1 protein-coding gene is annotated in these 1,191 nt (G+C 38.8%); it reads left to right on the top strand.

Annotated elements, in window-relative coordinates:
• Positions 1 to 299: 299 nt before the first annotated feature.
• Positions 300 to 911, top strand: coding sequence for an SMI1/KNR4 family protein (locus BM015_RS21270; RefSeq protein ID WP_090663387.1), 612 nt, complete (start codon positions 300 to 302; stop codon positions 909 to 911).
• The last annotated feature ends 280 nt before the right edge of the window (positions 912 to 1,191 follow it).

Below are 1,191 nucleotides of genomic sequence, written 5' to 3'. Positions count from 1 at the left end.
TCCGGCGATTTTTTTTCGTTGCCATATTTATTCTTTTTTGATGAGGGCTAAAGTTACGGATAGTGCGGAAGGCTTCCGTAGGTTTAGTTCAACATGGGGTTTTGTGCAAGTGGGGCTGAAGGAATAAACATCAGCATTTGTGCTGCTATCATCAGCAGTTCGGGCAGACGGAATTCTATCAGCAAACGAACAAATAATCAACTTTTTTATTCTATATTCGGCAGACGGTTTCGGGCAGACGGAACGTTGAATTCCCCACCTGCACAAAGCCCTGTCCGTTAGCTGCGATAAATACAACCATGACAACTCACGACATTCTTCAATACATTAGCGAGGATTTTTTTAAGGACAATAACAGTTCTGACATTGAAGAAATGCTTGAGAATGGGATAATTGACAAAGAAGTGAACGACACTAAATGGCTTGGGTTCCCACCGGCAAACGAACAAGACATTATTAAACGTGAAAAGTATCTTGGAATAAAGCTGCCTCCTTCTTACAGAGATTTTCTGCTGACATCAAATGGTTTTAGATACATATCATTTTTCCTGGACAATTTATTTCCAATTGAAAAAATCGAATGGGCAAGAAACACAGAAGAAGAATGGTGGTTTCAATTACTTGAAAATTCTGGAACAGCAGTATCCGATGAACAATATTTCTATTATGGCAAAGACCAAGACACTGTTTTATGCAGAGACGAATATTTTAAAGAAAGTTTAAAAGTTTCAAACTGGTATGACGGGATGTGTGTGTTTTTAAATCCTATCATAAAGTTTGATGATGAATGGGAAGTTTTGGTTTATGCAACTTGGTATCCGGGAGCAAGAAGATTTAGGTCTTTTAAAGACTTTTTGATAGAAACTCATGAAGAGAATTTGGATCTTTTGACAGGAAGAAAACGCAGCTAACATTCGCATTGGCAATAGCTGGGCGTGACGTGCATTTCATCAGCTTTTTGTTCGCTGTTGGGCAGCAGTTCCGGGCTGAAAATACGCTATTGAGCAACAGAATAAAAATCTTCAACTTTTTGTTCGTTTACTGGGCAGACGTTCCAGCAGAAAGTTATAAATTGCCCAGCCATCGCCAATGCGTGGCCGTTACATGCAACTTGTTTAATCTTCGGCGTCATAAATTCTAATCAGCTTTTGTACAAGGACGGTTTAAAACTCATCAATCATTTTTCTATTT

It is taken from the genome of Parafilimonas terrae, assembly GCF_900115755.1.
GTDB lineage: Bacteria > Bacteroidota > Bacteroidia > Chitinophagales > Chitinophagaceae > Parafilimonas > Parafilimonas terrae.
The sequence above is the reverse complement of the archived record's forward strand: the minus strand, read 5'-3'. Positions and strand labels throughout refer to the sequence as shown.